We start from the raw sequence: 21,781 nt of genomic DNA, 5'->3' as shown, positions 1-21,781 counted from the left end.
ATTGATCAGGTCTGCCGCCATGCCCCAGCTTCTCATGCCCTACACCGACCTCGCCGCCAGCGACGAAATCATCGCCAACACCAAGCTGTGGCTGGAACGCGCCGTGATCGGCCTCAATCTCTGCCCGTTCGCCAAGAGCGTCTTCGTCAAAAAGCAGGTCCGCTACGCGTTGACCGCTGCGACGACAGCCGACGAACTGCTCGCCGAAATCGAAAGCGAACTCAACCGCCTGCGCGACACCGACCCGGCCGAACTCGACACGACGCTGCTCATCCACCCGCAGGCGATGACCGACTTCCTCGACTATCACTTCTTTCTCGCCGAAGTCGATGCGCTCAACCGCAACCTCGGCTACGACGGCGTCTTCCAGATCGCCAGCCTGCATCCGCAATACGAGTTCGCCGGCAGCGAGCCGGACGACATCGCCAATTTCACCAACCGCTCGCCCTACCCGACCCTGCACCTGCTGCGCGAAAGCAGCATCGACCGCGCCGTCGCCGCCTTCCCGGACGCCGAGAGCATCTTCGAGCGCAATATCGAAACCATGGAACGCATCGGCCACGAAGGCTGGAAGAAGCTCTGGCTGGCGTAGGAAGCAGCCCACACTCCTTGCTTGGACATATGTCCGGGCACCGGCCTCACTTCGCCTGGCCGCAAGCCCCTCCCCCTCTCAGGAGAGGAAGGTCGGTTGAGCCGGGATGTTTTGCTCCTCCCCTGAAAAGGGGAGGCCGGGAGGGGTTTCTACCCGCAGGAGCCCGAAACCAACTCCCCGCAATCAACGCCGTGCAAGCAGCAGCGAGCCCTTCTCGCGCGGATCAAGATCGACCCGCGTCACCTCGCTGAAACCCGCCGCATCCAGCCAGCCAGCGTAGTCTTCCGAGCGGTGCGTCTGCGTGCCGGTCTCGTAAAGCAGGGTCAGGCGGAAGGCGGCCACGAAAGCGTTGAGCGGCCGGTCCTCGATGTATTCGTGGATGACCAGCAAGCCGCCCGGATTGAGCGACTCGGCAATACGCGCGATGACGCGGCGATTGTCTTCCGCCGTCTGGTTGTGGGCGACCGACAGGTAGAACACCACGTCGTGCCCGCTGCCCCAGTCGTGATCGAGCACATTGCCCGGCGTCAGGCTGATCCGCTCGCTCAAGCCGGCTGCGGCAATGGTCGCCGGCGTGTTGGTCAGGGCACTCGGCAGATCGACGATCTGCGCCTGCAACTGCGCATGCGCCTGACAGAAGCGGATCGAATGCAGCCCGTGCGAACCGCCGAGATCGAGCAGGCGGCGCTGCGCCGGCGCGATCGGCACATGCTTGAGCAGGTCAGGACCGAGATCGCCGGCAAACGCCGCCATGTAGGACGAAAACACCGGCCCGAGCTGCGGCTGCACCTCCATCGCCTGCCACAGCGTCTGTTCCGGCCCGCCGCGCTGCACGGCCTCGGCCAGCTCGCCCATCATCGGCCAGGCTTCGTGCGTCCACAGCAGGCCCGGCGTGTAATCGACCCGGCCGGCGCTGGTGAACCAGCGCTGCGTGCTCGCCGTATTGGAAAACGCCTCGCCCTGCTTCTCCAGGTAGCCGATGCAAACGAGAAAATCGGCCAGCACCGCCGTCCCGCGCACACTGCTGCCGATCTTCGCCGCCAGCGCATCCACCTCCAGCGCCCCGCCCGCCAGCGCCTCGAACAAACCCAGCCGCCCCGCCGAAACAATCGCCGCCGACTTCATCATCGGCATATAAACATCAAGCATCGCCAGCTCGGCCGTACCGGTCGGCAGGCAGATGTCGGGTTTGTGAGAAGGGAGAGTCATCGGGAAACCTTGGCGGGGAAACGGAGGGAGGGATTTTACGGATGCGGGACGGTGGACGGCTGGTTTTTGCTGTTTTTGGGCGGTTGACCGGTGGAGAGCTCGGAAAACCCATCGACCGTCTTTTTGAGGAACGCCCAACAACGAAATGACAAAAGGGTTAGCTGCAGGCAGAATCGGGGAAGGGAGCTGGCTGCGCCGTATTGGATCGCCATCCATTCCCATGAATATTCTTTCAAATCAGCCCAAAGGCCCGTTGTGTCTTACATCCAGAGTATCTCGTTATCCAGCGTATACGGCGCCGAGCCAGCGTATACATCAAAACGCCGTCTACTTCACGTTGAGCATAAAACACAGGAGAAATTCCATGAGCAAAAGCACATCTGATCTTTGTTTGGTTATGCGTGCTGGCGGCGGCGTAAAAATTGACGCCGCCAAATTCAGCACTTCAGACTTATGCCTTATTGCGCGGGCAGGCAGTGAAACTGGCGCAATGCTTTTCGTCACAAATGCAGTAACAAAATCAACATCCGACCTATGCTTGATCGGTAGGGCAAATCCAGGACGAGTCGTGTTTGAGTGAGGGTCATGCCCAACAATCCGCTCCAGCCGACCGTCAAAAAGCTGCGCTTTTTGCCGTCGGCTGAGCTTGCACGTTAGACATTTCCTTGATGCTCTTCTTGAACTTCGTCCTCCCACTAGCCTTCGTCATCGGGCTACTGCTCGGTGTCTACATCTACATGGCCATTGCCGAGGTTCTTCTTCACGCGGGCTTACAAGAATCTATTGCAGTTGTACTCGGTGGTTGGGCGGCCCTCCTTATTGTTACCGGTGTTTCGATCCTCATCGTCACACGCAAGGTCACGGTGTTTGAAATGTCGTCACGAAAGGCAGCTATTGGCCACTGCATGTTGGCGGTTGGCAACATTGCAGCTATCGCCACAACTATTGCTCCGCTGTCTATCGGCTACCTTTCGGGCCACTCTGAATATGGACATTTCATGTGGTTTGCAATACCAGTGCTTTTGGTAAATTTTGTTCTCTGGCCCCTTGGCTGGAAGTTCGCCACATCGGGTGTGCGCAATGTCTAACATCGCACTCAAAATCGCTCCCTACGGTCGCTTGGACGCGCCGCAAGCGGCGCGCCATTTAGTTCAACGTTGGGCGGCACAACTCTTCGCATGACAACTCAAAACGCACTCGAACTAAAGCGGACAATCGGGACAATCGGGACAATCGGAATAATAATCGGGGACAGACCACGGTTTCCATGCATTCAAAGCAAAACCGTGGTCTGTCCCCAGTTTTGCAGGCCGTTTACTTTCACCTTAGAGCACAGCCCGCTACGTCGCGTATGAAAGCTACTTTTATTGCTTTGCTTCACGACGTCGATATCTCGGATGATCTGGGTGTCGGCGACAAGATCAATGGTCAAATGCGGATATCCAACAATCCATCGGTCATCTCGAAGCTTATCTCTTCGGCACACCGCACGATTATTGGCAAGATGGAAGTCGCTTCCCTACTCAATGGGCAGCCAGTCATCTATTGCGAGTACGAAGTTCCCGCAGATCAAACGCCAATCGAAAGTTTGACTTCGAAGCTCTATGAGGTCCAGTCATTTTTACTCACCACCTGGACCATTCGTGACAACTCGATCAACTGCGAAATGGGCTTTCTTCTTTATGATGAAGACGGCCTCGCAACAGCATCTAGCAACTTCATCGCGCATCTCTATTCTGACTCTCAAGGAAAGAAGCAAATCATCCGTATCACTCGCGAAGAACTCAGAGTAATGCGAAATCTCTATCGCAACGCAATAAGCATGCCGGAACATCCATTCCCGCGGCCGACGTCGCAACTAACATCTGAACACACGCGGCTAACGAGAGCGTTCTACCTGGTTAACGCCGCCCGTGGCGACAGCGACTTGGCCATGCGAGTTGCTCACTACTGCACTGCATTTGAAACGCTGTTTGCTACCAGCCAAACCGAGCTAGCACATCAACTTTCTGAGCGAGTTACTTGTTTTTTGCATTCAGCGCCAGGAGAGCGTCTCGAAACGTATAGGAAGGTGAAACAAGCCTATGCTCTTCGCTCAAAGGTAGTTCACGGCTCAACGATAAGAAATAACAAGCTTATCGAAATCATCGAAACGTCTGTATTTTGTGACGACGTACTTCGTTCGATTATCTTTAAGCTAATGACGGACAGTGCTACGCGTTTGATTTTCGAAAAAAGGGCGGAAGCTTTCGATGAACATATGCTTAAGACAATATTTTCCGCTGGAGCCTAATCCCGCGTTGCATGGAGTGCTACTGAATACGCGCCTCCCCAAGCTAGCAATTCCCACAACGCCTCACCTCCAGCCAAGCCAGTAACCCGCCCCACCGGTCAACCACCCAAAACCCCGCAAAACCAAAACGCAGCGAGCAGGCATTGCACCCGCTCGCCGCGCCCAACCAGCCTTACTTGAAGAACACAATCGTCTTCTGAATCGTCATCCAGCCCCCCCAGCCGAGCGGGATCCAGACGGCCAGCCAGGCGAGGAAGACGCGCCAGGAGTGGCTGGCTTCGTTGACCAGGGCCGAGACGTCTTCGACGAAGTGCTGGTGCGTGTCGTCGGCGCCCTTCTTTTCTTCGGCCAGTTCGTCCGGCGTCATGTGGTGCTCTTCGGCGACCTGGTGGATGCGCCAGTTGCAGAGCATGCCGAGCACGAGCAGGCCGGCCAGGATGTACATGGTGATGGTGTAGGCATCGGCGCGCGCGACGCCCTGGTCGAGCTGGTATTCGCGGATGTAGTTCACCAGCACCGGCCCGAAGATGCCGGCGGCAGACCAGGCGGTGAGCAGGCGGCCGTGGATGGCGCCGACGAAACGGGTGCCGAACATGTCGGCGAGGTAGGCCGGCACCGTCGCGAAACCGCCGCCATACATCGACAGGATGATGCAGAAGAAGGCGACGAACAGGGCCAGGCTGCCGGCTTGCGCCGTGCTCGGGATGGCGGCGTAGAGCGCGAAGCCGAGCAGGAAGAAGGTGAAATAGGTGGCCTTGCGCCCGATCCGGTCAGACAGCGAGGCCCAGAAGAAGCGTCCGCCGATGTTGAACAGCGAGAGCAGACCGGTGAAGCCAGCGGCCACCGCAGCGATGGCGCCCTTCTGCGCGGCATCGAGGTCGTTGAAGGCAACGTCGACACCGATCAGCTTGCCGGCGAAGACTTCCTGCAGCATCGGCGAGGCCATGCCGATGATGCCGATGCCGGCCGTCACGTTGAGGCAGAGCACGGCCCAGATCAGCCAGAACTGGCGCGTCTTCCAGGCGACGTCGAGGTGCACGTGGCTGTCGGTGATCATCGAGGTCTTCGCCTTGGCCGGCGGCGTCCAGCCGGCCGGCTTCCAGTTCTCGGCCGGCACACGGTAGCCGAGCGCCCCGGCCATCATGAAAACGAAGTAGATCGCGGCCAGCGCGAGGAAGGTTTCGACCACGCCGACCGAGGTCGGCGTCGCGAAGTACTTCATCAGCTTGTCGGCGAGCGGCGCACCGATCATCGCGCCACCGCCGAAGCCCATGATCGCCATGCCGGTCGCCATGCCGCGCCGGTCCGGGAACCATTTGATCAGCGTCGATACCGGCGAGATGTAGCCGAGGCCGAGGCCGATACCGCCGATCACGCCGGAACCGAGCCAGAGCAGCCAGATCTGATGCAGATGCACGCCGAGCGCCGAAATGACCAGCCCGCCGCACCAGCACACCGCCGAGACGACGCCGGCCTTGCGCGGCCCGGCCTTTTCCAGCCAGCCGCCCCAGATCGCGGCAGAGGAGCCGAGGAAGACGAAGAACATCGTGTACATCCAGCCGAGCATGGAAATCTTCCAGTCGCAGCCGGAGCTGAACACCTGCTCGAAGAAGCCCATGTCCTTGGCGCATTCGATCGACTTGGTGATGCCGAGCGCGCGCGACAGCGGCAGCCAGAACACGGAAAAACCGTAGGCCATGCCGATGCACAGATGGATGGCCAGCGCGGCCGGCGGCACCAGCCAGCGGTTGAAGCCGGGCTGGGCGACCGTACGGCGACGGTCGAAAAAGTCAGGTGTTGCGGGGGCTTGGTTGGCCGCCATGGAATCGTCTCCCGGAGATTTTGGCAATCCGCCAGAGAGGCGAATAAGCAGGGGGACGGCATTTTACTCCGATCAGGACCGCACTTTGCGCGCAACCCGGTTGCCGCCGCCAGAAAAACGGACGAACTCGCCGCATTTGCTGGCAAAAGGGAGGCTGGAGAAGCATGTGAATGAGCGGCAACGGAACACCGGAGGCAACTTCCTTGTCAGATGGCTTCTTTGATCGATCGAATTCGGCCATGATTGGCCCCCGTCACCCATCCACCGGAGTATCCGCATGCCCCTCAGCGTTGTTGCCACCATCACCGCCCAGCCCGAACACCGTGCCGCAGTCCATGCCGCCCTGCTCGCCGTCGTCGCGCCGAGCCGCGCCGAAGCCGGTTGCCTGCAATACGATCTGCACGCCGCGCGCGACACCCCGGACCGCTTCGTGATGATCGAACGCTGGCAGGACGACGCGACGCTCGACCGCCACATGGCGACGCCGCATTTCGCCGCGCTCGGCGCCGCCCTCGACGGCAAGGTCACCGGCGTGAACATCGACCGTCTCGACCTGTTGTCCTGAACGCCCACCGGTCAACCCGAAAAAAAACAGCCAATTTACCCGCGAGAAAACCATCCATGAACATCGCCAAAATCGCCCAGACCCGCTACACCTCCAAGGCTTTCGACCCGGCCCGCAAGATTCCCGCCGAAACCTTCGCCCAGCTTGAAACCCTGCTGCGCTATGCGCCCTCCTCGGTCAATTCGCAACCCTGGCACTTCGTCGTGGCCAGCACGCCGGAAGGCAAGGCGCGCGTCGCCAAGGCCGCGCAGGGCGCCTATTCCTACAACGAGCAGAAAATCCTCAATGCCTCGCACGTCGTCGTCTTTTGCGTGCGCGAAGCGCTCGATGGCGATCACCTGCTCGCCGTGCTCGAACAGGAAGACCAGGACGGCCGCTTTGCGACGCCGGACGCCAAGGCTGGCCAGCACAAGTCGCGCAGCTTCTACGCCGACCTGCACGCCAACGAGTACAAGGACGCCCGGCTGTGGATGGAAAAGCAGCTCTACCTCGCCTTCGGCACCCTACTGCTCGGCGCCGCGACGCTGGAAATCGACGCCTGCCCGATGGAAGGCTTTGACGCCAAGATCCTCGACGCCGAACTCGGCCTCGCCGCACAAGGCCTGAGCAGCGTCGTCATCGCCAGCCTCGGCTACCACAGCAGCGAAGACTTCAACGCCAAGCTGCCGAAATCGCGCCTGCCGGCAGAAGCGCTGATCACGCACATCTGATCGGCCCACGGGTCAGGCTTGCTGCGGCAGGCCTGACCTTGCCCGCCCCCCGGGCCGGCAGAGTCATCTGCCCGTCATTCCCCTGCAACGCGACATGCATAGGCTTGCATCGTCTCCACTTGCTCCGGGAATCACCATGCTCAAGCCTTCCGCTCTCGTTCTTGCCCTGTCGGCCGCGCTCGCGCCGGCGTTGTCGCTCGCCGACCAGGCCTTTCCCGCCACGCTGGCCGGCCATGCCGTGCTGCCGGCGCAAACCTTCCTGGCCCCGCCCAAGGATGCGCCGGAAAGCCTGAAGATTTCCGGCAAGTACACCGCCCCCGACGGCCGCCGCGTCGATGCCCTGGGCAGCCTGCCCGGTTATTCCTACCTTTCCGACAAGGGCGTGCCGCGCCCGACCGGCGTGCCGCTGCCCTTCAAGGGCCAACCAGTGCAGGGCTTTTCCGGGATCAAGAGCAACGGCGACGGCACTTTCTGGGTGCTGCAGGACAACGGCTACGGTGCCAAGAACAACAGCGCCGACGCGATGCTGATGTTCCACCGCCTGCAGCCGGACTGGCAGAAGGGCGGCGTCAAGCTGCACAAGACCGCCTTCCTGCACGACCCGGAGCGCAAGGTGCCCTTCCTCATCGTCAATGAAGGCACCAAGCAGCGCTACCTGACCGGCGCCGACTTCGACATCGAATCGATCCAGCCGATCGGCGACGCCGTCTGGTTCGGCGACGAACTCGGTCCCTACCTGATCAAGACCGACCGCAAGGGCAAAGTGCTCGCTGTGTTCGAGACCAAGGTGGACGGCAAGACGCTCAAATCACCCGACCACTACAGCGTGACGACGCCGGCCACCTCCGGCGCCTTCACCACCGTCGCCCGCCGCTCGCGCGGTTACGAAGGCATGGCCGCATCGAAGGACGGCCAGTTCCTCTACCCGCTGCTCGAAGGCCCGCTCTGGAACGCCGAAGAGAAGAAATGGGAGAACAAGGACGGCCGCGAATACCTGCGCATCCTCGAATTCGGCGTCGCCAGGGGCGAATGGACCGGCCGCTCGTGGAAATACCCGCTTGAGCAGAACGGCAACAACATCGGCGACTTCAACATGATCGATGCCGACAGCGGCCTGATCATCGAGCGCGACAACGGCGAAGGCCTGCCCGAACACGCCTGCAACGGCCCGGCCCGCCCGGATTGCCAGAACGTGCCGGCGAAATTCAAGCGCATCTACAAGATCAGCCTGGGCGAAGCCGACAGCGAAGGCTTCGTGAAAAAGATCGGCCACATCGATCTGCTCGACATCCGCGATCCGCAGGGCCTCGCCCGACGCGGCGGCAAGGACGGCAAATTCACCTTCCCCTTCGTCACCATCGAGGATGTGGATGTCGTCGACGCCGAGCACATCGTCGTCGCCAACGACAACAACCTGCCCTACTCGGCCGCCCGCCAGCCCAACCGCCAGGACGACAACGAGTTCATCCTGCTGCACGTGCCCGAACTACTCAAGGCACGCTGAGCGCGGAGACGACGATGAAAAAAGCCAACATCACCGGCCGCCTCGCCGCCATCCTGCTGCCGTTCCTGCTTCTGCTCGCCAGCGGCCTGGCCCAGGCCGGCGAGCCGGTGCTCGACCTCTACCTGGCGCGCCACGGCCAGACCGACTGGAACCTGGAAAAACGCCTGCAGGGCGGCACCGACAACCACCTCAACGAAACCGGCCGGGCGCAGGCCCGCCAGCTCGGTGACAAGCTGGCCGGCATCCGCTTCGCCGCCATCTATCACAGCAGCCTGGCGCGCGCCGGCGAAACCGCCGCACTGGCCCGCCCCGGCCAAGCCGGCAAGCCACTCGCCGCGCTTGCCGAGCGCAGCTTCGGCAAGTTCGAAGGCATCTACGAAGACGGCCGCGACGCCGAGCTGAGCGGCGAATTCAAGGCACGCAGCGGCAATCTGGAAGACAGCCTGGATGGCGGCGAATCCGTCGCCAGCCAGGCCCGCCGCGTCGCCCAGGCGATCGCCGAGATCCGCGCCAGACACCGGCACGGCAGCGTGCTGATCGTCAGCCACGGCGGCGTCACCCCGCTCATCCTCGCCGAGCTGCTGCAACTCCCGGTCGGCGAAGCAGTCAGCCGCATCAAGCAGGGCAACGATGAAATCTACCTCGTCCGCCTGCGCGGCAAAGCTGCGGCGCAAGTCTGGAAACTGATAGCCAAGGAAACGCTGGAACAACTCTGAACACCAGCCCTCCGCCGGTCGCGACAACCGGCGGTTTTTGCCCTTCTTCAGCGGTCGACCGCTGGGGAAGGGCTTTTTTGCCTGGGCAGGGTTGAAATTGGTGGGAGGCGGGTTGACGGGCGGTCACTGACACACCTTTCGAGCAGGAAGGGCGAGTGGATTTTCAGCCTGTCCTGATCGGCGTGCAGAGACACTTCGCTATCGCTGTTCATTCAATTAACATCACCCCTTTCCCATCGATTTCGTTGTCTAACGGGTGTCCAGGTGAGAACTACACAGCCAGCCAGGTAAGCCGCTGTTCGGCACCGTAGCGCACTCCTTCGTGACTTTGGGTACACAAGACCATTTTCCCGGCCCCGGGAAAATGCTTCCGGGGAGCCTCAATGGATAAGACCGTAGTACAAACTTTGACCAACCACTTTGATGGCCTGAGCCAGCACACCCCGGACGAAGGCATTGAATTCTGGTTTGCCCGCGACCTCATGGAACCGCTTGGCTACGCGCGCTGGGAAAACTTCCAGACCGCCATCAACCGCGCCATCGAGTCCTGCGAAACCACTGGCTATGCGGTGAGCGATCATTTTCGTGGCGTCACGAAAATGATCGAAATCGGCAAAGGCGGTCAGCGCCAGGTCGACGACTTCATGCTGACTCGCTATGCCTGCTACCTGATCGCGCAGAACGGCGACCCACGCAAGGAAGCCATCGCCTTCGCCCAAAGCTACTTTGCCATCCAGGCAAGGAAAGCCTGGAACAACTCCGAACACCAGCCCCCGCCGGTCACAACCGGCGGTTTTTGCCCTTTTTCAGCGGTCGACCGCTGGGGAAGGGCTTTTTTGCCTGGGTTGGGGTTGGGCTTGGCGGATTGACCGGCGTTAGCAGGCCTTCTTATCGCGCCACGAGGAAAACAGGTGGTACTGCCTGGCTATGGCCGCAAGGTGCCGAAAACGGCCATCGCCGTTTCCTGATAGCAGTCACGCGGAGCGCCTCTCGCCATGGACAGAATCCAGGACACTTGACCCTTTCCGTGGCGTTTTGAGAGAATCCGCGCTCCTATCGGCATTGAGATACGGAACACGGTGCGAATCCGTGGCGGGCCCGCCGCTGTAACCGGGGACGAAGACTGCATGGTCGCCAGACCAGCCACTTGCGGGGCATACCGCGCAGGGAAGGCGCAGCACTTCGGCTGATCCGGAAGCCAGAAGACGAATCGATGCCAATAAGGAGCCAAGGCAAGGGCTCCGGCTGACCACATGCGCAAGCGTGTTGTCAGCCGGAGCCCTTTTTGTTTTTGTATTCCCGAGGAGTGGAAAATGACCCAAGCCGTGACTTCAACCGAAAAAAACCCGCAATCGCCCCCGGCCGCGCCGGTTGCCCCGAGCATCGCTGTGCGCAAGAGCTGCAATCCGGAAGGCATGGGCCTGTCGCACTATGTGCTGATGGACAAGAAGGTCGCCAAATGAACGCTTCGCTTCCTGAAGGAGCGCTGCGCGATCCGCATTTCCTGCCTATAGACATTGGTCACGATGTCTATGCGGCCTTGACCGATCCTGACACTGCGTTCTGGGCCTTGGTCGACAAGAGAAAACTCCGCGAGGGGCTCGATCCGGCGGGGCTCGCCGCCTATCGCGAAAAGGCCGGCGTTTTTCGCCAGGAACTGCATGCCCTGCGTTTTGAGTTGACGCCCTCCGGTGTTTACCTGAACCCGACCGAGCGCTGCAACCTCAATTGCACCTATTGTTATCTGCCCGATACCCAGCGCAGCGGCGGCAGCCACATGCCGCTCGACACGCTGCTCGCCTCTCTGCGCAAGCTGCGCGACTATTTCCGTTCGGTGATGCCAGCGGGCCGCAAGCCGCGCGCCATTTTTCACGGTGCCGAGCCGTTGATGAACCAGTCTGCCGTCTTCGCGGCGATCGATGCCTTCGGTGACGACTTCATCTTCGGACTGCAGACCAACGGTACGCTACTCGACGATCAGGGGCTCGATTTCCTGACCTCGCGCAACGTCAGCATCGGTCTTTCGCTCGATGGTCCAATGGCCGGGATTACCGACGCGACGCGCCGGACCTGGGGAGGCAAGAGCGTGCACGACCAGGTGCTGCGCACCATGGAGAAGCTGCGTGGCTACGGTTCGTGGAGCGTCATCACGACCTGCACGACCGAGAACCTGCCCTACCTGACGCGCATGGTCGAGCTGTTCCATGCCCATGAAGTGCCGACCTGCATGCTCAACACCGTGCGCTGCACCCTGCCCGGCGCGCGCGGCGTCAAGCCGGCCGACGCCGACATGGCCAAGGCCTTCTTCGCGGCCATGGACCGAACCCACGAACTGTACCGGGAAACCGGCCGCAAACTGGTGGTGGCCAATTTCGCCAATATCCTGATCGGTATCCTGGCCCCGACGGCACGCCGCCTGATGTGCGACATCTCGCCCTGTGGCGGCGGTCGTGCATTCTTCGCGCTGGCCGCCGACGGCAGCCTCTATCCGTGCAGCGAGTTCATCGGCCTGCCCGATTTCCGCGGCGGCAACCTGCTGGTCGATGGTGTCGAGGCAGCCCTGGCCTCGCCGGCCTTCCGGACGGTGATCGGTCGCGATGTCGACCAGTTCAGCCCGTGCAGCGACTGCGCGATCCGCCATTTCTGCGGCTCGCCCTGTCCGGCCGAAGCCTTCGAGATGAACGGCGGCATGGACAAGATCGGCGCCTTTTGCGATTTCTACAAGGAACAGGTTAATTACGCCCTGCGCCTGATCGCCGACGACAAGGCAAACGACTATCTGTGGGACGGGTGGGACGAGGGAACGGAAACCGTGTTCGCGCTGAGTTAAGAAATGGCGGAGGGTTCCCTGACATGGCGCCCTCCGCCAGATCGCTGACCCGTCATTCGGGCATGGACAATATTCTTGACCGCTACGTCTCTTCATGGCCGGGTCGAAGCAGAGCAGCCGTCCATTTGGCCGCCTCCTACCGGCCATTCGCCAAGCTCGCAGCACGCCCTGGCGATTGAAATTGGATGGCTACCTCGACCGGCAGCTTATGGCCGGCTCCCATCTGATTCCCTATCCCGCACAAACCGCAATCAGGCATCACCAGCCTCACCCCGCATCTCCCGCACCACCCCGACAAACCGCTCCGCCAGCGGTGAAGCCTGCAGCGGCAGCAGCAGCGCGCTGTGCGCCTCGGCATCGGCATCCGCCAGCGGCCGGAAGGTGATGCCGGTCGGGGCAAACGAGGTCATGCCGGCGGGGATGACGGCGATGCCGAGGCCGGCGGCGACGAGGTCGAGCATCGAGGTTTTGCGCGAGATGATGCGCGCGGTGCGCGGCACGAAGCCGCGTTGCAGGCAGAGTTCGGTGACACGCCGGGCGAGGCCGCCGCGTTCGCGATGGACGGCGGAGACGAAGGCTGCGTCCTGCAGTTCGGCGAGGTGCAAGGTGGTGCGCCCGGCCAGCGCATGCGCCGGCGGCAGGGCGACCCACAGGCGTTCGGGCGGCAGGTCGAGCAAGCGGATGGCCGGGTCGCGGCGCAGTACCGGCAGGCGGATGATGCCGAGGTCGGCACGGCCGGCGGCGACTTCGCCGATCTGCGTTTCCGAGGCGATGCGGTCGAGATCGATGCGCGCCCGCGGCGACTCTTCGAGAAAGCGCTGCATCGCCGGCAACAGGCTGCGCGCCGGCAGCGAGCTGGAATGCAGCAGACGCAGCACGCCGGCCTCGCCCTTCGCCAACTGGCCGCCCTCCTCCGCGGCGCCGGCGAGGAGCTGTTCGACGCCGCGCACCCGCTCACGATAGAGCGCCCCGGCCGGGGTCAGGCGCACGCCGCGCGGTTCGCGCACGAAGAGCGCGAAGCCGAGTTCTTCTTCGAGCAGCGCGATCTGCCGGCTCAGCGCCGGTTGCGCCACGAACAGGCCGGCCGCGGCCGGCGTGAAGCCACCGAGGTCGGCGACGCTGAGGAAATAGCGGATCTGTTTCAGGCTAGGCATGCTTTTATGGAATGGATTAGCTTGATATTCGATATTTGTCTTATACCTGAGCCGCATCGAGAATTGAAGCCATCACCCCACGGAGCCTGACGCCATGAGCGACTTCAATTTTCTTGCCGACCTGCTGGCGCAGCCGGGCAGCCTGATATTTGCCATGCTCGCCGTGATGGCCGCCTACACGGTGTTCACGCTGGTCGGCTTCGGCTCGGCGCTGTTTGCCGGCGGCCCGCTGACCCTGCTCATGCCGGTGGCGCGCAGCGTGCCGCTGTTGGCCATGCTCGATTTCGGCGGCTCGGCGCTGCGCGGCTGGCAGGCGCGCCGGCATGTCGACTGGCCGGCCTTTCGCCGCCTCTTTCCCGGCATGCTGCTCGGCCAGCTGCTCGGCGTGGCGCTGCTTGCCCGCCTGCCGGCCGCGCCGCTGGCGGCGGCGCTCGGCCTGTTCATCATCAGCCAGGGCCTGCGCGGTCTACTCGCAAAAAAGGGTGAAAACCGCCCGAGCGGCCGGCGGGCACTGGCCAGCGGCTTGTTCGGCGGCGTCCTGGGCGGGCTGTTCGGCAGCGGCGGCTTTGTCTATGCCAGCTATCTCGAACGCCACCTGGCCAGCCGCGAGGCTTTTCGCGCCACGCAGGCGGTGCTGATCGGCCTGTCCACGGTCTGGCGCATCGTGCTCTGCCTGGCGCTCGGCCTGCTCGATCTGGAACTGCTGCTCACCGCGCTCGCCTTCCTGCCGGCGATGGCGGCGGGTGTCTGGCTCGGCCGGCATATCGACCTGAAGATCAGCCGCGAGGAGCTGGCGCGCTTGCTCAACCTGTTGTTGATCGCGAGCGGCGCCAGCCTGCTGTTGCGTTTCGCGCTCTAGCGCCTAGGCGGTCAACCCGCGCTGGACGAGGAAAACCGCGGCGCCGGCAAAGTAGCCGACCAGGGCCAGACCGCTGATTTTTCTGACGTACCAGAAAAAGTGGATTTTCTCGAGGCCCATCGCGGCCACCCCGGCCGCCGAGCCTATGATCAGGATGGAGCCGCCGGTGCCGGCGCAGTAGGCAAGGAACTGCCAGAGGAAATGATCGGCCGGGAAGCGCGCCAGGTCGTACATGCCCATCGAGGCGGCGACCAGCGGCACGTTGTCGACGATGGCGCTGACGATGCCGATGATCAGCACGATAATTTCCTGCCGCCCGACCGCTGCATCCAGCCACTGCGCAAGCGAGGTCAGGATGTGCGTGTGTTCGAGCGTGGCAACCGAGAGCAGGATGCCGACGAAGAAGACGAGCGAACTCATGTCGATCTTGCCGAGCGCGTGCGCCAGCGTGAAGTGCACCTTGAACTCGTCTTCCTTGTGGCGATGCACGAGGTCGCCGACCAGCCAGAGCAGGCCCAGCCCGAACAGGATGCCCATGAAGGGCGGCAGGTGGGTCACGGTCTTGAAGGCGGGCACGGCAACCAGGATGCCGATCCCCATGCAGAACATCAGGTTGCGTTCGAACTCGCTGGTGCGCAGACCGTGCTCGCTATCGACCGCTTCCGGACTGACCACCTCCTTGCCGCGCAGGACCCAGGCGGTGATCGCCATCGGCACCAGCATGCTGACCAGGGCCGGCAGCAGCACCGACTTGATGATGGCGAGCGAAGTGATCTGGCCGCCGATCCACAGCATGGTCGTCGTCACGTCACCGATCGGCGACCAGGCGCCGCCCGAGTTGGCCGCAATGACGATGATGCCGGCGAAGAACAGGCGGTCGTCGTGCTTGGCGAGCAGCTTGCGCATCAGCGAGATCATCACGATGGTGGTGGTCAGGTTGTCGAGGATGGCACTGAGGAAGAAGGTCACGAAGCCGACCAGCCACATCAGCGACGACAGCCGGGTCGTCCGGATGCGCTTGGTGATGACCTCGAAACCGTTGTGCGCATCGACCACTTCGACAATGGTCATCGCCCCCATCAGGAAGAAGACGATCTGCGCCGTGCCGGTCAGCGACTCGCCGAGTTGCTCGCCGACCAGGTGCGGATCGCCCTGCCCCAGCGCATAGACGGTCCACAGCAGGCCGGCGCCGATCAGGGCCGAGGCGGATTTGTTGATCTTGAGCGGATGCTCGAGCGCGATCGCGGCATAGGCGACGATGAAAATGACGACAAGGGCGGCAAGCATGCAAAACCTCGATGAAAGGGACTGGGGGCAACAGGAATCGGGTTAGCAAGTTAGCGCATGTGCGGATTAAAATAAATTCGATTTATTTCAGCCAATCATGCGGCTTTCTCGATGGATTACCAGCACCCGTGAATCACAAGCACCTCTTCTACTTCTGGCAGGTGGCCAAGGCCGGCAGCGTGGCGCGCGCCGCCGCGGCGATCAATGTCACGCCGCAGACGCTGAGCGGCCAGATCGGCCTGCTCGAGAGCAGCCTGGGCACCGAGCTGTTCGCCCGCCAGGGACGCAACATCGTGCTCACCGAAGCCGGCAAGATGGCGCTCGAATACGCCGACGAGCTGTTTGCGCTGAGCGCCGAACTTGAGGTCATGATCAAGCATCACCCGCAAGGCCGGCCGACCGAGTTCCGCGTCGGCGTCTCCGATGCGGTGCCCAAGTCGCTCGCCTGCACGCTGCTCGAACCGGCCATCCGCGGCGAACAGCCGACCCGCCTCGCCTGCCGCGAGTGGCAGCTCGACCGCCTGCTCGCGCAGTTGGCGGTACACGAACTCGACATGGTCATTTCCGACGGCCCGCTGCCGCCCGGCTTCAGCGTGCGCGCCTACAACCATCGTCTGCTCGACTCCGGCGTCTCCTTCCTGGTCGCCCGTGAGCAGGCGGCGGCGCATGCCGCCGACTTTCCCGCCTGCCTCAACCATCTGCCGCTGCTCCTGCCGGGCGAGGATTCGACCCTGCGCCAGAGCCTGCAGCCCTGGCTCGAACGCAAGCGCATCGGTGCCCGCGTCGTCGGCGAGTTCGACGATACGGCGCTGATGGCCACCTTCGGCCTGCGCGGCGTTGGCGCCTTTCCCATCGCGAGCATCGCCGAGGCGGAATTCGTCGCCTCGGGCGAACTGGCCGTGCTCGGCCGGACGACGGAAGTCCAGGTCAGTTATTTCGCGATCTCGGTCGAACGCCGGCTGACCCACCCGAGCGTGCTCGCCGTCATCGAAGCGGCACAGCGCCTGGGCAACCCACCGGAGGCTGACAAAAGCGGGCCGAATTGATTAAATTCGCGTCCCTTTCCACGTTTTTCCCGTTTTCCGAAGATGAGCCAAGGAACTCACGCCTCCCCGGTTCCCACTGCCCCCGCGTCCGCGACGCCGGACAATCCCTGCCTCGACTGCGGTGCCTGCTGCGCGTATTACCGCGTTTCCTTCTATTGCGGCGAGTTGACCGGTGGCTCGGGCGGCTTCGTGCCGGCCGAACTGACCAGCCAGGTCACCGCCCTGATCGCCTGCATGCAAGGCACCGAAAGAGGCCACGGGCGCTGCGTCGCGCTGCGCGGCGAACTCGGCCGACCGGGCATCCGTTGCACGATCTACGCGAAGCGCCCGTCAACCTGCCGCGATTTCGCCAGTTGGCTGCCCGACGGCACGCCCAATCCCGATTGCCAGGCATTGCGCACTCGCCTCGGCTTGCCGCTGCTGGCCAAGAAATTGCCGGAAAATCCCGGCTGACGCGCGGCCAGCAGCAGGCGGGTCGCTGAAAATGGGCTGCCGGCGGCGGTCGACCGCCTGGCGGATTTTCCCGGCCGGCGCCGCGCCGCTCGGCGGCCCGCCCGGCCTGCGTTAGAATACGCGCCCGCAATGCGCCCCCACGGATAGACACCATGCTGCGCCTGACCGAAATCAAGCTCCCGCTCAAGAAATACACCGACGACGACCTGCGTGCCGCGATTGTCGAACGCCTCGCCATCGCACCGGTCGACCTGCTGAATTTCACGGTTTTCCGGCGCGGTTACGATGCCCGCAAGCGCAGCAACATTGTTTTCGTGTTCACGCTCGATGTCGAAATCAAGGACGAAGCCGCCGTCGTGCAGCGCCTCAAGGCGGCCAACAACGACGCCCACATCGCGCCGACGCCGGACACCAACTACAAGTTCGTGGCACAGGCGCCGGCAGCGCTGAACGAGCGTCCGATCGTCATCGGCACCGGCCCCTGCGGCCTGCTCGCCGGCCTGGTGCTGGCCCAGATGGGCTTCAAACCGATCATCCTCGAACGCGGCAAGGCCGTGCGCGAGCGCACCAAGGACACCTGGGGCCTGTGGCGCGACAACAAGCTCAACCCGGAGTCGAACGTGCAGTTCGGCGAAGGCGGCGCCGGCACCTTCTCGGACGGCAAGCTGTACAGCCAGATCAAGGACCCGCAGTTCCACGGCCGCAAGGTGCTCGAGGAATTCGTCAAGGCTGGCGCGCCCGAGGAAATCATCTACGTCAGCAAGCCGCACATCGGCACCTTCCGCCTGGTCAAGATGGTCGAGAACATGCGCGCGACGATCACCGCGCTGGGCGGTGAAATCCGCTTCTCGAGCAAGGTCGACCGTATCGACATCGCCGACGGCCAGGTCACCGGCGTCACGCTTGCCGACGGCACGTCAATCGCCAGCCGGCATGTCGTGCTGGCGATCGGCCACAGCGCCCGCGACACTTTCCAGATGCTGCACGCACAGGGCGTCTATATCGAGCCCAAGCCCTTCTCGATCGGTTTCCGCGTCGAGCATCCGCAGGCCCTGATCGACCGCGCCCGTTTCGGCCCGAACGCCGGCAACGAACTGCTCGGCGCCGCCGACTACAAGCTGGTGCATCACTGCAAGAACGGGCGTACCGCCTACAGCTTCTGCATGTGTCCGGGCGGCCAGGTGGTCGCCGCGACGTCCGAAGAAGGCCGCGTCGTGACCAACGGCATGAGCCAGTATTCGCGTGCCGAGCGCAATGCCAACGCGGCGCTGGTGGTCAACGTCAATCCCGAGGACTTTCCCGGCGACTTCAAGACCAATCCGCTGGCCGGCATCGATTTCCAGCGCCTGTGGGAATCGGCGGCTTTCGTCGCCGGCGGTGGCACCTATGCCGCACCGGCACAGCGGGTCGGCGATTTCCTCGCCGGCCGGGCGTCGACCGCGCAGGGCGAGGTCGATCCGTCCTACCAGCCGGGTGTGCACATGACCGATCTGGCGAGTTGCGTGCCGGCTTACGTGATCGAGGCGCTGCGCGAGGCGATCCCGGCTTTCGACAAGCAGATTCGCGGCTTCGCGATGGCCGATGCGATCCTGACCGGCGTCGAGACGCGCACTTCGTCACCGATCCGCATCACGCGCAATGCCGAGTGCCAGAGTTTGAACACGCACGGCCTCTTTCCGGCCGGCGAAGGTGCCGGTTACGCCGGCGGCATCCTGTCGGCGGCGGTGGACGGCATCAAGGTGGCCGAACAGGTCGCCCTGAGCATGCTCAAGGACGCCGCCTGAGCGGAAAAACCGCCTAGCGGTGGATCAGGGGCGCGGCGTCGCCGGCGTGCTTCTTGACCTGCTTGGCGGTTTTCTTTTCCTTGGGCGTCAACACAGCGGCCTTCTTTGTTTCCTTGTTGCTTTTCGTCGTCTTGCCCATGCTCGTGCTCCTGACTGACTCCGGCAGTTGCCGGTCCGACCCACTATAGGCCGATGCCCGGTGATTAACCGGGCGCGAGAAAATAAATCAGTCCTTGGTCAGGATCAGCAGCAGGTCGGCGTACCAGGCGCAATTGAGGCCGAGCGCCTCGTCGAGCTTGAGGTCGCGCGTCCCGACATCGAGCCGTGCCGAGTGAATGCCGAGCAGCATCCACGGCAGGCCGGCCAGTTCCGGCTTCTGCTCGCTGGTCCGCATGACCACCGGCGCGCCGCTGCTGCCGCGATGGGTGCGCGCGTCGGTCAGGAAATAGCCTTCGCCCTGGAAGCGCAGCCCGAAGGACGAGGCGACGATGGCCTGGCGCACCACCGGCATGTGATGCAAGGTGTCGTGAAAACCGAGCGGGAAGCCGACCACCAGCAAGGAGCTGCCGACTTCGACCTGATCATCCGGCGCCAGCAAGTGGGCCGGCGTGAAGGCGCGGAAGACGGTCGTCTTGGGCAAGGCCTCGCGATTGATCTCGAGCACCGCGACATCGATCTCGCCGGCTGCATCGGTCGCCTGGCGCCAGACGGCCTTGCCATCACGATAGAGCGGCATCGAGAAGCCGGTCGAACGCGCCATGTTGTCGGGATCGATGTGCAGTTCGATCTCGATGCGATTGGGAAAGTGCTTGCTCGGCTCGTCGAACAGCACGTGCCGGCTGGTCACCAGGAACAGCCGCTCGCCGCGCGCGAAGAAAAAGCCGCTGGCGTTGGTCAGGTGCTGCTGCCGGTTGAAGGTGAAGATGCGGGCGGCAGTCAGGAGGATGGATTCGATCATCGGCAGGGCACCAGTTTGCAGGGCCGGCCACAGGGCCTGCAGGATTGTTGGCGGGGCGCCGGGCACAGGCCCGGGTCGGATAGGGATGCCCTGCCCGACGCATTAACCAAGGGAAATGGCCGGCCGATGATTTTGCTCCATGCAGCTTAGCACCGAAGCCACGATTCGGCCTTTTCGCCACGCAAACTGTATATAAGTGAAAAATGATAAATTAAGATGGAATCATGCAAGCGCAAGGAGTATTGTTGAATTTGTCAAATGACTACTTCGACCTGCTGGAACGCCCGTGATCCCGGGCCACAGAGCTATAACTCGAAGACAAAAAAAAGGAAGAAACCCAAATGTTCAATATCAGTATCCGCAACCGCCTGATCGGGCTGGTTGCTTTTTTTGCTGTCGCCTTGACCTGCATCGGCGGCATCGGCTCCTACATCGCCAACTCGGCCGAAGCCGAGATAGAATCCATCTTCCAGCACCAGACCCTGCCGATGCGCGAACTGGCCCGCATCCGCCGCCTGGCCGTGGAAAACAGCGGCCAGGTCTTCCGCGCCCTACAGCACAATCCGGCCAGCGATTACGCCAAATTGCACGAACACCCGATCGGCGCCCACCTCGACATGGTCGACAAGAACCTGAAATGGATGGACGAGACCTTTGTCTCGCTGCGCGGCCACCTGCTGCCGGACAGCGAAGAGGCGGCGATCCTGCGCGAGTTCGAGCCGCTCTACAAGAAATACACCGAAAGCGTCATCCAGCCGATGCTCAAGTCGCTCCAGAGCGGCGATTTCTCGACCGCCAACGTCGCGCGCTTCCTCAAGGACAACGGCGATTTCGAAAAACAGATGAATCCGCTGCTGCGCGGCATGGCCGAAGCCCAGGAAAAAGCAGTCAAGGCCAGCCAGCTTGCGGCGAGTACCCGCAACAGCCGTCTCGAAATGCTCGCCATGGTCACCGCCCTCGCCGGCCTGCTGCTCGGCCTGGGCATCGCCATCTACACCATCCGCTCGATCAGCGGCCCGCTCGGCAGCATGCAGCAGTTGATCACGCGCGCCGCCCGCGACCATGACTTCACCGGTCGCATCGAGATTCACGGCAAGGACGAAGTCGGCATCACCGCCATCGCCTTCAACGACTTGATGGGCACCTTGCAGCAAAGCCTGGGCGAACTGCGCCAGGGCATGATCCGCATCGACGAAGCCACGGTGACGCTGGCCGGTGCCGCCGACAGCGCCGCCGGCGCCGCCAATGAAAGCAGCGAATCGGCCTCGGCGATGGCCGCCTCGGTCGAACAGATGTCGGTCAGCATCACTTCCGTTTCCGACCATACCCGCGAGGCGCTCAACATCGCCAACACGGCCGGCGAATATTCCGAAGCCGGTGGCAAGGTGATCGGCAACTCGGTCAGCGCCATGGGCGAGATCGCCGTGCAGGTGCGCACGGTCGGCACGACGATCACCGAACTGGGCGAACACTCGCAGCGCATTTCCTCGGTCGTCCAGGTGATCAAGGAAGTTGCCGACCAGACCAACCTGCTCGCCCTCAACGCCGCCATCGAAGCGGCACGCGCCGGCGAACAGGGGCGTGGCTTCGCGGTCGTCGCCGACGAGGTGCGCAAGCTGGCCGAACGCACGACCAAGGCGACCGGCGAAATCGCCGCGATGATCGGCGACATCCAGAGCCGCTCGCAGAGCGCCGTCGCCGCCATGGAAAACACCATCGAACGCCTCGAAAACGGCACCCGCCTGGCCGGTGAAGCGGGCGAAGCGATCGAAGCGATCCGCGGTGCCAATGGCGACGTGTTGCGCGTCTTCTCCGATATCGACGAAGCCATGCGCGAACAGGGCGCCGCCAGCTACGACATCGCCCAGCGCGTCGAGCGGGTGGCCCAGGCCTCCGAGCAGAGCAGCCACAGCGTACGCATCTCGGCCGACGAAGCGAGCAATATCCGCCATCTGGCCAATGCCATGCGTAGCAACGTCGAGCGCTACAAGGTCTGATC

At 62.9% G+C, this 21,781-nt stretch carries 22 protein-coding genes and 1 riboswitch; of the genes, 16 read left to right on the top strand and 6 right to left on the bottom strand.

Features of this window, described 5'->3' with window-relative positions:
• Window positions 1–19 precede the first annotated feature (19 nt).
• A complete protein-coding gene (locus KIG99_RS16840; RefSeq protein ID WP_226461195.1) occupies window positions 20–592 on the top strand; it encodes a DUF1415 domain-containing protein in 573 nt (190 codons plus the stop codon).
• Between the two features lie 183 nt (window positions 593–775).
• On the opposite strand, the gene KIG99_RS16835 is transcribed toward KIG99_RS16840, so the two are convergent.
• Window positions 776–1,801 carry a methyltransferase gene (locus KIG99_RS16835; protein ID WP_226461194.1) on the bottom strand — a complete coding sequence of 342 codons (1,026 nt, stop codon included), beginning with the start codon at window positions 1,799–1,801 and terminating at the stop codon, window positions 776–778.
• Between the two features lie 364 nt (window positions 1,802–2,165).
• Here KIG99_RS16835 and KIG99_RS16830 point away from each other — a divergent pair, with 364 nt between their 5' ends.
• The 3 genes from KIG99_RS16830 to KIG99_RS16820 all read left to right on the top strand — a co-directional run bounded on the left by KIG99_RS16830 (window position 2,166) and on the right by KIG99_RS16820 (window position 4,094).
• Window positions 2,166–2,381 (top strand): hypothetical protein, encoded by a 216-nt coding sequence (locus tag KIG99_RS16830; protein ID WP_226461193.1) that lies wholly within the window; start codon window positions 2,166–2,168, stop codon window positions 2,379–2,381.
• A gap of 97 nt (window positions 2,382–2,478) precedes the next feature.
• Window positions 2,479–2,889, top strand: coding sequence for a hypothetical protein (locus KIG99_RS16825; protein WP_226461192.1), 411 nt, complete (start codon window positions 2,479–2,481; stop codon window positions 2,887–2,889).
• Between the two features lie 263 nt (window positions 2,890–3,152).
• Complete coding sequence (locus KIG99_RS16820; RefSeq protein ID WP_226461191.1) at window positions 3,153–4,094, top strand: HEPN domain-containing protein; 942 nt, start codon at window positions 3,153–3,155, stop codon at window positions 4,092–4,094.
• 172 nt (window positions 4,095–4,266) lie between these two features.
• Here the strand turns inward: KIG99_RS16820 and KIG99_RS16815 are convergent, their stop codons facing one another.
• Window positions 4,267–5,916: an OFA family MFS transporter gene (locus tag KIG99_RS16815; protein ID WP_226461190.1), complete on the bottom strand. Its 1,650-nt coding sequence runs from the start codon at window positions 5,914–5,916 to the stop codon at window positions 4,267–4,269.
• A 277-nt stretch (window positions 5,917–6,193) separates the two neighbouring features.
• Here KIG99_RS16815 and KIG99_RS16810 point away from each other — a divergent pair, with 277 nt between their 5' ends.
• The 7 genes from KIG99_RS16810 to cbpB all read left to right on the top strand — a co-directional run bounded on the left by KIG99_RS16810 (window position 6,194) and on the right by cbpB (window position 12,241).
• Complete coding sequence (locus KIG99_RS16810; RefSeq protein WP_226461189.1) at window positions 6,194–6,481, top strand: putative quinol monooxygenase; 288 nt, start codon at window positions 6,194–6,196, stop codon at window positions 6,479–6,481.
• A 56-nt stretch (window positions 6,482–6,537) separates the two neighbouring features.
• Window positions 6,538–7,191, top strand: coding sequence for an oxygen-insensitive NAD(P)H nitroreductase (nfsB, locus tag KIG99_RS16805; RefSeq protein ID WP_226461188.1), 654 nt, complete (start codon window positions 6,538–6,540; stop codon window positions 7,189–7,191).
• Window positions 7,192–7,327: 136 nt separating this feature from the next.
• Window positions 7,328–8,695 carry an esterase-like activity of phytase family protein gene (locus KIG99_RS16800; RefSeq protein ID WP_226461187.1) on the top strand — a complete coding sequence of 456 codons (1,368 nt, stop codon included), beginning with the start codon at window positions 7,328–7,330 and terminating at the stop codon, window positions 8,693–8,695.
• A gap of 14 nt (window positions 8,696–8,709) precedes the next feature.
• Entirely contained in the window at window positions 8,710–9,411 is a 702-nt protein-coding gene (locus KIG99_RS16795) for a histidine phosphatase family protein (RefSeq protein ID WP_226461186.1), read from the top strand.
• 383 nt (window positions 9,412–9,794) lie between these two features.
• On the top strand, window positions 9,795–10,280 hold the full coding sequence (locus KIG99_RS16790; protein WP_226461185.1) for a BRO family protein: 486 nt from the start codon (window positions 9,795–9,797) through the stop codon (window positions 10,278–10,280).
• A gap of 202 nt (window positions 10,281–10,482) precedes the next feature.
• Window positions 10,483–10,618: riboswitch (cobalamin riboswitch) on the top strand.
• A gap of 106 nt (window positions 10,619–10,724) precedes the next feature.
• Complete coding sequence (gene cbpA / locus KIG99_RS16785; protein WP_226461184.1) at window positions 10,725–10,874, top strand: modified peptide precursor CbpA; 150 nt, start codon at window positions 10,725–10,727, stop codon at window positions 10,872–10,874.
• On the top strand, window positions 10,871–12,241 hold the full coding sequence (gene cbpB, locus KIG99_RS16780) for a peptide-modifying radical SAM enzyme CbpB (protein WP_226461183.1): 1,371 nt from the start codon (window positions 10,871–10,873) through the stop codon (window positions 12,239–12,241). Before cbpA ends, cbpB begins: the two co-directional genes overlap by 4 nt.
• Before the next feature lie 251 nt (window positions 12,242–12,492).
• Here the strand turns inward: cbpB and KIG99_RS16775 are convergent, their stop codons facing one another.
• Window positions 12,493–13,395 (bottom strand): LysR substrate-binding domain-containing protein, encoded by a 903-nt coding sequence (locus KIG99_RS16775; protein ID WP_226461182.1) that lies wholly within the window; start codon window positions 13,393–13,395, stop codon window positions 12,493–12,495.
• Between the two features lie 94 nt (window positions 13,396–13,489).
• On the opposite strand from KIG99_RS16775, the gene KIG99_RS16770 reads away from it, so the two are divergent.
• Window positions 13,490–14,254, top strand: a complete 765-nt coding sequence (locus KIG99_RS16770) for a sulfite exporter TauE/SafE family protein (protein WP_226461181.1) — start codon at window positions 13,490–13,492, stop codon at window positions 14,252–14,254.
• A gap of 3 nt (window positions 14,255–14,257) precedes the next feature.
• Here KIG99_RS16770 and nhaD read toward each other — a convergent pair whose 3' ends face one another.
• On the bottom strand, window positions 14,258–15,541 hold the full coding sequence (gene nhaD / locus KIG99_RS16765) for a sodium:proton antiporter NhaD (RefSeq protein ID WP_226461180.1): 1,284 nt from the start codon (window positions 15,539–15,541) through the stop codon (window positions 14,258–14,260).
• Window positions 15,542–15,669: 128 nt separating this feature from the next.
• On the opposite strand from nhaD, the gene nhaR reads away from it, so the two are divergent.
• From nhaR to KIG99_RS16750, 3 genes are all read left to right on the top strand, one after another.
• A complete protein-coding gene (gene nhaR / locus KIG99_RS16760; protein ID WP_226461179.1) occupies window positions 15,670–16,587 on the top strand; it encodes a transcriptional activator NhaR in 918 nt (305 codons plus the stop codon).
• A 42-nt stretch (window positions 16,588–16,629) separates the two neighbouring features.
• Window positions 16,630–17,040 carry a YkgJ family cysteine cluster protein gene (locus tag KIG99_RS16755; protein WP_226461178.1) on the top strand — a complete coding sequence of 137 codons (411 nt, stop codon included), beginning with the start codon at window positions 16,630–16,632 and terminating at the stop codon, window positions 17,038–17,040.
• A 152-nt stretch (window positions 17,041–17,192) separates the two neighbouring features.
• Entirely contained in the window at window positions 17,193–18,824 is a 1,632-nt protein-coding gene (locus tag KIG99_RS16750; RefSeq protein ID WP_226461177.1) for an NAD(P)/FAD-dependent oxidoreductase, read from the top strand.
• Window positions 18,825–18,837: 13 nt separating this feature from the next.
• Here the strand turns inward: KIG99_RS16750 and KIG99_RS20690 are convergent, their stop codons facing one another.
• On the bottom strand, window positions 18,838–18,963 hold the full coding sequence (locus KIG99_RS20690) for a hypothetical protein (RefSeq protein WP_264180429.1): 126 nt from the start codon (window positions 18,961–18,963) through the stop codon (window positions 18,838–18,840).
• Between the two features lie 87 nt (window positions 18,964–19,050).
• Entirely contained in the window at window positions 19,051–19,782 is a 732-nt protein-coding gene (locus tag KIG99_RS16745) for a S1 family peptidase (protein WP_226461176.1), read from the bottom strand.
• A gap of 341 nt (window positions 19,783–20,123) precedes the next feature.
• Here KIG99_RS16745 and KIG99_RS16740 point away from each other — a divergent pair, with 341 nt between their 5' ends.
• Entirely contained in the window at window positions 20,124–21,779 is a 1,656-nt protein-coding gene (locus KIG99_RS16740; RefSeq protein WP_226461175.1) for a methyl-accepting chemotaxis protein, read from the top strand.
• Window positions 21,780–21,781 lie beyond the last annotated feature (2 nt).

The sequence above is a fragment of the Quatrionicoccus australiensis genome (assembly GCF_020510425.1).
Classification (GTDB): domain Bacteria; phylum Pseudomonadota; class Gammaproteobacteria; order Burkholderiales; family Rhodocyclaceae; genus Azonexus; species Azonexus australiensis_A.
Note: the sequence above shows the minus strand (reverse complement) of the source record. Positions and strands in the feature narration are given on the sequence as shown.